7 protein-coding genes are annotated in these 6769 nt (G+C 42.4%); 4 read left to right on the top strand and 3 right to left on the bottom strand.

Annotated features, from left to right (window positions below):
• The 4 genes from HMPREF3057_RS10085 to metG all read left to right on the top strand — a co-directional run.
• The coding region (locus HMPREF3057_RS10085) for an efflux RND transporter periplasmic adaptor subunit (RefSeq protein WP_142350359.1) at positions 1-617 on the top strand (617 nt) is incomplete at its 5' end.
• A complete protein-coding gene (locus tag HMPREF3057_RS09030; protein ID WP_049477654.1) occupies positions 601-1302 on the top strand; it encodes an ABC transporter ATP-binding protein in 702 nt (233 codons plus the stop codon). The genes HMPREF3057_RS10085 and HMPREF3057_RS09030, both read left to right, overlap by 17 nt.
• Before the next feature lies 1 nt (position 1303).
• The gene (locus tag HMPREF3057_RS09025) at positions 1304-2563 is read left to right on the top strand and encodes an ABC transporter permease (protein WP_001180392.1); all 1260 of its coding nucleotides are present in this window, start codon (positions 1304-1306) and stop codon (positions 2561-2563) included.
• A 136-nt stretch (positions 2564-2699) separates the two neighbouring features.
• A complete protein-coding gene (gene metG, locus HMPREF3057_RS09020; RefSeq protein ID WP_049484240.1) occupies positions 2700-4697 on the top strand; it encodes a methionine--tRNA ligase in 1998 nt (665 codons plus the stop codon).
• 16 nt (positions 4698-4713) lie between these two features.
• Here the strand turns inward: metG and HMPREF3057_RS09015 are convergent, their stop codons facing one another.
• The 3 genes from HMPREF3057_RS09015 to coaA all read right to left on the bottom strand — a co-directional run bounded on the left by HMPREF3057_RS09015 (position 4714) and on the right by coaA (position 6524).
• Positions 4714-5247, bottom strand: a complete 534-nt coding sequence (locus HMPREF3057_RS09015) for a DNA topology modulation protein (RefSeq protein WP_000684210.1) — start codon at positions 5245-5247, stop codon at positions 4714-4716.
• 52 nt (positions 5248-5299) lie between these two features.
• On the bottom strand, positions 5300-5536 hold the full coding sequence (rpsT, locus tag HMPREF3057_RS09010) for a 30S ribosomal protein S20 (RefSeq protein WP_001274000.1): 237 nt from the start codon (positions 5534-5536) through the stop codon (positions 5300-5302).
• A gap of 67 nt (positions 5537-5603) precedes the next feature.
• A complete protein-coding gene (gene coaA / locus HMPREF3057_RS09005; RefSeq protein WP_049479690.1) occupies positions 5604-6524 on the bottom strand; it encodes a type I pantothenate kinase in 921 nt (306 codons plus the stop codon).
• Between the last annotated feature and the right edge of the window lie 245 nt (positions 6525-6769).

The following is a 6769-nucleotide window of genomic DNA, read 5'->3' as shown; positions in this document are numbered from 1 at the left end:
ATGCTGCAACTGTCCTCAGTACATTAGAAGGGACTGTAGTTGAAGTTAATCGTAATGTTTCCAAATCGCCAACAGGTAATAGCCAAGTGGTGGTTCATGTCGTAAGTAATGAAAACTTGCAGGTCAAAGGGGAGTTGTCTGAATACAACCTTGCTAACCTTTCTGTTGGGCAAGAAGTTACCTTTACTTCAAAGGTTTATCAAGATAAGAGCTGGACGGGTAAAATCAGCTATATCTCAGATTATCCTAAAAACAACGGAGAAGCAGCAAATACAGCCCTTGGAGGAAATACTGGATCTAAGTACCCTTATACTGTTGATGTGACCAGCGATATCGGTGAGTTGAAACAAGGTTTCTCAGTCAGTGTTGAAGTCAAAAACAAAAGTAAAGCCATCCTTGTTCCTTTGACAAGTGTTGTTACCGAAAATGACAAAAACTATGTCTGGATCGTTGACGACCAGAAAAAAGCGAAGAAGGTAGAAGTTACTTTGGGGAATGCGGACGCAGACAACCAAGAAATTACTTCAGGTTTGACAGACGGTGCCAAGGTCATCAGTAATCCAACATCTTCCTTGGAAGAAGGAAAAGAGGTGAAGGCTGATGAAGAAACTAATTAGTCTCAAAAATATCTGTAGAAGTTATCGAAATGGTGACCAAGAATTGCAGGTCCTTAAAAATATCAATCTAGAAGTTCATGAAGGTGAGTTTGTTGCTATTATGGGACCATCTGGTTCTGGTAAATCTACGTTGATGAATACCATCGGAATGTTGGATACACCAACCAGTGGAGAGTACTACCTTGAAGGTCAAGAAGTGGCAGGTCTTGGAGAGAAACAACTGGCCAAGGTCCGCAATCAGCAAATCGGCTTTGTCTTTCAGCAGTTCTTTCTCTTGTCCAAACTCAATGCACTTCAAAACGTCGAGTTGCCCTTGATTTACGCTGGTGTTTCGGCTTCTAAACGTCGGAAATTGGCGGAGGAATTTCTGGAAAAGGTTGAGTTGACGGAGCGCAGTCATCATTTGCCTTCTGAGTTATCAGGTGGTCAAAAGCAACGTGTAGCGATTGCGCGTGCCTTGGTAAATAATCCCTCTATCATCCTAGCGGACGAACCTACAGGAGCCTTGGATACCAAGACGGGAAATCAAATCATGCAACTGTTGGTGGAGTTAAACAAGGAAGGGAAAACCATTATCATGGTCACGCACGAGCCTGAGATTGCGGCCTATGCCAAACGCCAGATTGTTATTCGTGATGGGATCATCTCGTCCGACAGTGCTCAGGTAGAAAAGGAGGAAAACTAAGATGCAGAATCTGAAATTTGCCTTTTCATCCATCATGGCCCACAAGATGCGTTCCTTCCTGACCATGATTGGGATTATCATCGGAGTTTCGTCTGTCGTTGTCATCATGGCTCTGGGAGACTCCATGTCTCGTCAGGTCAATAAAAACATGACCAAATCACAGAAGGATATCCATGTCTTTTTCTCTCCTATTAAAAGCAAGGACGGTTCCTTTACGCAGAAACAATCCGCTTTGACAGTCAGTGGGAAAGAAGAGGATGTTCATGTTGAACCACCAAAACCACTAGAATCCTGGGTCAAGGAGGCTGCTAAACTTAAAGGAGTAGACAGCTACTATGTCACCAACTCGACCAACGTCACCCTATCTTATAAGGATAAGAAAGTTGAACGAGCGACTCTGACAGGCGGAAATAGCACTTACATGAACGCAGTTGAAAATGAAATCGTTGCGGGTAGAAGTCTAAGGCCACAAGACTACAAGGAATTTGCCAGTGTGATTTTGCTGGATGAAGAACTAGCCAAGAGTTTGTTTGATAGTCCAGAAGCTGCGGTTAATCAAATCATCTCTGTCAATGAATTTAGTTACCGTGTGATTGGTGTTTATACTAGTAATGAAGCTAAAACTGCGAAAGCCTTTGGGATCGGTGGTCTTCCAATTACGACCAATATCTCTCTTGCAGCCAATTTTAATACTGATGAAATCTCGAATATCGTCTTTCGTGTCAATGATACTAGTCTAACGCAGACCTTGGGACCAGAGTTGGCTCGAAAACTGACCGAGATTGCTGGTCTTCAGCAAGGGGAGTACCAAGTTGCGGATGCAACTGCCGCCTTCCAAGAGGTACAACAACTATTTGGTTTTATGACAACCATTATCAGTGCCATCGCAGGAATCTCTCTCTTTGTCGGGGGAACTGGTGTTATGAATATCATGCTGGTTTCGGTGACAGAACGCACGCGTGAGATTGGTCTGCGGAAAGCTCTCGGAGCTACTCGGGCTAATATCTTGGTACAGTTTTTGATTGAATCCATGATCTTGACCTTGCTAGGTGGTGTCATCGGTCTTGGGATTGCTGCTGGAATGACCATGTTAGCTGGAGTATTGCTTCAAAACATGATTGCAGGTATCGAAGTTGGGGTTTCCCTCCCAATCGCTCTCTTTAGCTTGGCTGTGTCAGCCAGCGTTGGGATGATTTTTGGAGTCTTGCCAGCCAATAAAGCGTCTAAGCTTGATCCAATCGAAGCACTTCGTTATGAATAAGATATAGAACAGAAAAAAACAAGATGGACAGTTGTCTGTCTTGTTTTTGTATGGATTTTCCTATCGAAAATCACTAAAAATATGATATAATGAAGTGTTAGAAAATCAGGTTTCATTTGCCTGGAAAGGAAAAATTATGTCTGAAAAGAATTTTTATATTACAACACCGATTTACTATCCATCTGGTAAACTTCATATCGGTTCTGCCTACACAACCATCGCTTGTGATGTCCTAGCTCGCTACAAACGCCTTATGGGCTTCGATGTCTTTTATCTGACAGGTCTTGACGAGCATGGTCAGAAAATCCAGCAAAAAGCGGAAGAAGCTGGCATCACACCACAAGCCTATGTTGACGGCATGGCAGTTGGTGTCAAAGAACTCTGGAAATTACTAGATATCTCATACGATAAATTTATCCGTACAACTGATGACTATCATGAAAAAGTAGTGGCTCAGGTCTTTGAACGCTTGCTTGCTCAAGATGATATCTACTTGGGTGAATACTCTGGTTGGTATTCAGTTTCAGATGAGGAATTCTTTACAGAAAGTCAGCTTGCTGAAGTTTTTCGTGATGAAGCTGGAAATGTGACAGGCGGTATTGCTCCATCAGGTCACGAAGTGGAATGGGTTTCTGAAGAGTCTTACTTCCTTCGCCTCAGCAAATACCAAGATTGTTTGGTAGAATTTTTCAAATCGCACCCTGACTTCATCACTCCAGATGGTCGTCTTAATGAAATGTTGCGTAACTTCATCGAGCCAGGTTTGGAAGACTTAGCGGTTTCTCGTACAACCTTTACCTGGGGTGTGCCAGTCCCTTCCAATCCAAAACACGTTGTCTACGTTTGGATTGATGCCCTTCTTAACTATGCGACTGCTCTTGGTTACGGTCAAGAGGATCATGCTAACTATGATAAATTCTGGAATGGAACAGTCTTCCACATGGTCGGAAAAGACATTCTTCGTTTCCACTCCATCTACTGGCCAATCCTTCTCATGATGTTGGATATGAAATTGCCTGACCGCTTGATTGCCCACGGTTGGTTCGTCATGAAAGACGGCAAGATGTCTAAGTCTAAAGGGAATGTCGTTTACCCTGAAATGTTGGTAGAGCGTTATGGACTGGATCCACTTCGTTACTACCTCATGCGTAGCCTTCCAGTCGGTTCAGATGGAACCTTCACTCCAGAAGACTATGTCGGCCGTATCAACTATGAATTGGCCAATGACCTTGGAAACCTCCTTAACCGTACGGTTTCTATGATTAACAAGTATTTTGATGGGCAAATCCCTGCCTATGTAGAGGGTGTAACAGAGTTTGATAATGCTCTTGCTGAGGTTGCAGAACAATCAATCGCAGGCTACCATACACACATGGAAGCCGTTGATTACCCACGTGCCCTTGAAGCAGTCTGGACCCTTATCTCTCGCACTAACAAATACATCGATGAGACAGCCCCATGGGTCTTGGCTAAGGATGAAGAGCACCGTGACCAATTGGCAAGTGTGATGAGCCACTTGGCAGCCAGCCTTCGTGTCGTAGCTCACATGATTGAGCCCTTTATGATGGGAACTAGTCGCGCTGTATTGGCACAACTTGGTCTAGCAGAAGTTTCTAGCCTAGAAAACTTGAGTTTGGCTGACTTCCCAGCAGGTGTGACTGTTGTTGCCAAAGGAACACCAATCTTCCCGCGTCTCGACATGGAAGAAGAGATTGCCTATATCAAGGAACAAATGGAAGGCAACAAACCAGCCGTCGAAAAAGAATGGAATCCAGATGAAGTTGAACTCAAACTAAACAAGGAAGAAATCAAGTTTGAAGACTTTGATAAGGTCGAAATCCGTGTTGCAGAGGTCAAAGAAGTGTCTAAAGTAGAAGGTTCTGACAAGTTGCTCCAATTCCGCCTCGATGCAGGTGATGGCGAAGACCGTCAAATCCTCTCAGGAATTGCCAAATACTATCCAAACGAACAAGAATTGGTCGGCAAGAAGATCCAAATCGTTGCCAACCTCAAACCACGCAAGATGATGAAAAAATATGTCAGTCAAGGAATGATCCTCTCAGCTGAACATGAAGGCAAATTAACCCTTCTCACAGTTGATCCAGCTGTACCAAACGGAAGTGTGATTGGCTAATAGCAAAAAACCAACGTTAGGCACGTTGGTTTTTCTTGTTATGCGCGAGATTTTCTAAGAAGTAATCCATCTCCTTTTGCGACCGGAGGACAATTACTTTCTCAGGGTAGGTTTCTTGAACCCGTTGATAGCGTTCTTTAGCATGTTTTGTCCGCCCATCCCAGAGAATCCATCGGATAAAATCCCAGTCAAAGCGTTCAGGACAGCCTGCTGCCATACTTTCTCTGACTTTACCTCGGTATGTGAGATACCGTTTAAAGGCTCGAAAGAGACAAGTCCATGGGGAAAAGTTGAGAAAGATGATTTGGTCAGCTTCCAGCATTCTTTCTTCATAGCAACACCAAGAGTAGTTGCCGTCGATGACCCAAGCTTCGTGCTTTGTGAGAAAGTTTTTCATCTCGGTCAACATCCATTCGCGGTCACTGTCTTGCCAACCAGGTTGAAATTGAAGTGTATCCATATGCAGTTTGGGGATGGAGTAGTAGTTTGACAACTTTTCAGCTAGAGTTGACTTGCCAGCTCCAGAATATCCTATGATTGCGATTTTCATTTTCTACCTTTTCTGATTAGAGGACAAAAAAACAGCCTCTATGGACTGTTTCTTATTTAGCAAGTTTAGCTGAAAGACGAGCTTTATCGCGGCTTGCTTTGTTTTTATGAATCAAACCTTTAGTTTCTGCTTTGTCGATAGCTGAGCTAGCAGCACGGAAAAGTTCTTCAGAAGGGTTTGCTTCGAAAGCTTTGATAGCAGTACGCATAGCTGATTTTTGAGCTGAGTTTTTTTCGTTTTGTTTAACGTTCAATTCAGCGCGTTTGATAGCTGATTTAATGTTTGCCAATGTTCTTACCTCCATATTTACTAACTATACTATTATATCTGAAAACTTATGTTTTGACAAGGGGAAATTATTTTTTTAGGTAAATTTCATCGATTTCATGGTTTTTAGTCTTGTGGAGAATAACCTCTGCCCGATTCCTTGTTGGTTCGATATAGTTTTGTAGATTTGTGAGATTAATGCTGGTCCAAACCTGGTGAGCAAAGGCTTCAACTTCTCCAATCGGCATTTGCGTAAAGCGGTGGTAGTAGCTGTTGGAATCATTTTGGGCAAAGCTGAGCAGCTTTAAGAAACGATCCAGATACCAGCTTTCAATGTCTTCAACTGCTGCATCCACATAGATGGAGAAATCAAAGAAATCAGTAATGTAAAGGCGCTCATTTTGAGGGTTTTGAAAGACGTTGATGCCTTCGACAATGACAAAATCAGCAGCTTTGACACGTTGTTTCTCTCCAGGAACGATGTCATACACTTCATGAGAATAGACAGGAATATCGACATCTTGCCCATTCTTTAGGCGGTCAAGAAAATTCAGCAAGGCTTCCATATCATAACTTTCAGGAAAACCTTTGCGATTTAAGATATCTTGGTCAATCAAGGTTTGATTGGGATAGAGAAAACCGTCAGTCGTCACCAATTCTACAGTAGCATCTGGAAGAGTGCGTGATAGAAGAATCTGAAGTAAGCGACTAGTGGTCGATTTCCCCACAGCAACACTACCAGAAACCCCAATAATAAAAGGTTGGGATTTGCTTTCACGTTGGAGAAAAATTCCTTTTGAAAAAGCCAAATCATCCTTGGTGCGCTTGTAAATATGGATAAGATGAACTAGGGGAAGATAGACATCTGTTACGTCCTGTAGACTAATCTGGTCATTGAAACTCTTGATGGATTCTAACTCTTCCTCTGTCAAGGGAGGGGTTGTTTTGCGATGCAATGATTGCCAAGTCTGGCGACTGATTTTTTCAAAATGTAAAAATTCGTTGGTCATTTGTTTTCCCCTAGATATTTTGTTTATCATACCATAAAAAGCTAAAAAGATAAAGCGGTTTCTTGATGGTAGTAAGTCAATATCGTATAATAGAGGTAGATGGAGGTTGAATAATATAATGATGAGATAGGGAATGGTTTCTGAAGACTTATCAGTTATTAAAAGTGGGCTTTTTAGTTCGCAACTTATAGGAGGTATACAATGAAAATCTTGAGATGTTACTTATTGGAACTCTGTTTTTTTTT

It is taken from the genome of Streptococcus sp. HMSC072D05, from assembly GCF_001815805.1.
Lineage (GTDB): Bacteria > Bacillota > Bacilli > Lactobacillales > Streptococcaceae > Streptococcus.
Note: the sequence above shows the minus strand (reverse complement) of the source record. Positions and strands in the feature narration are given on the sequence as shown.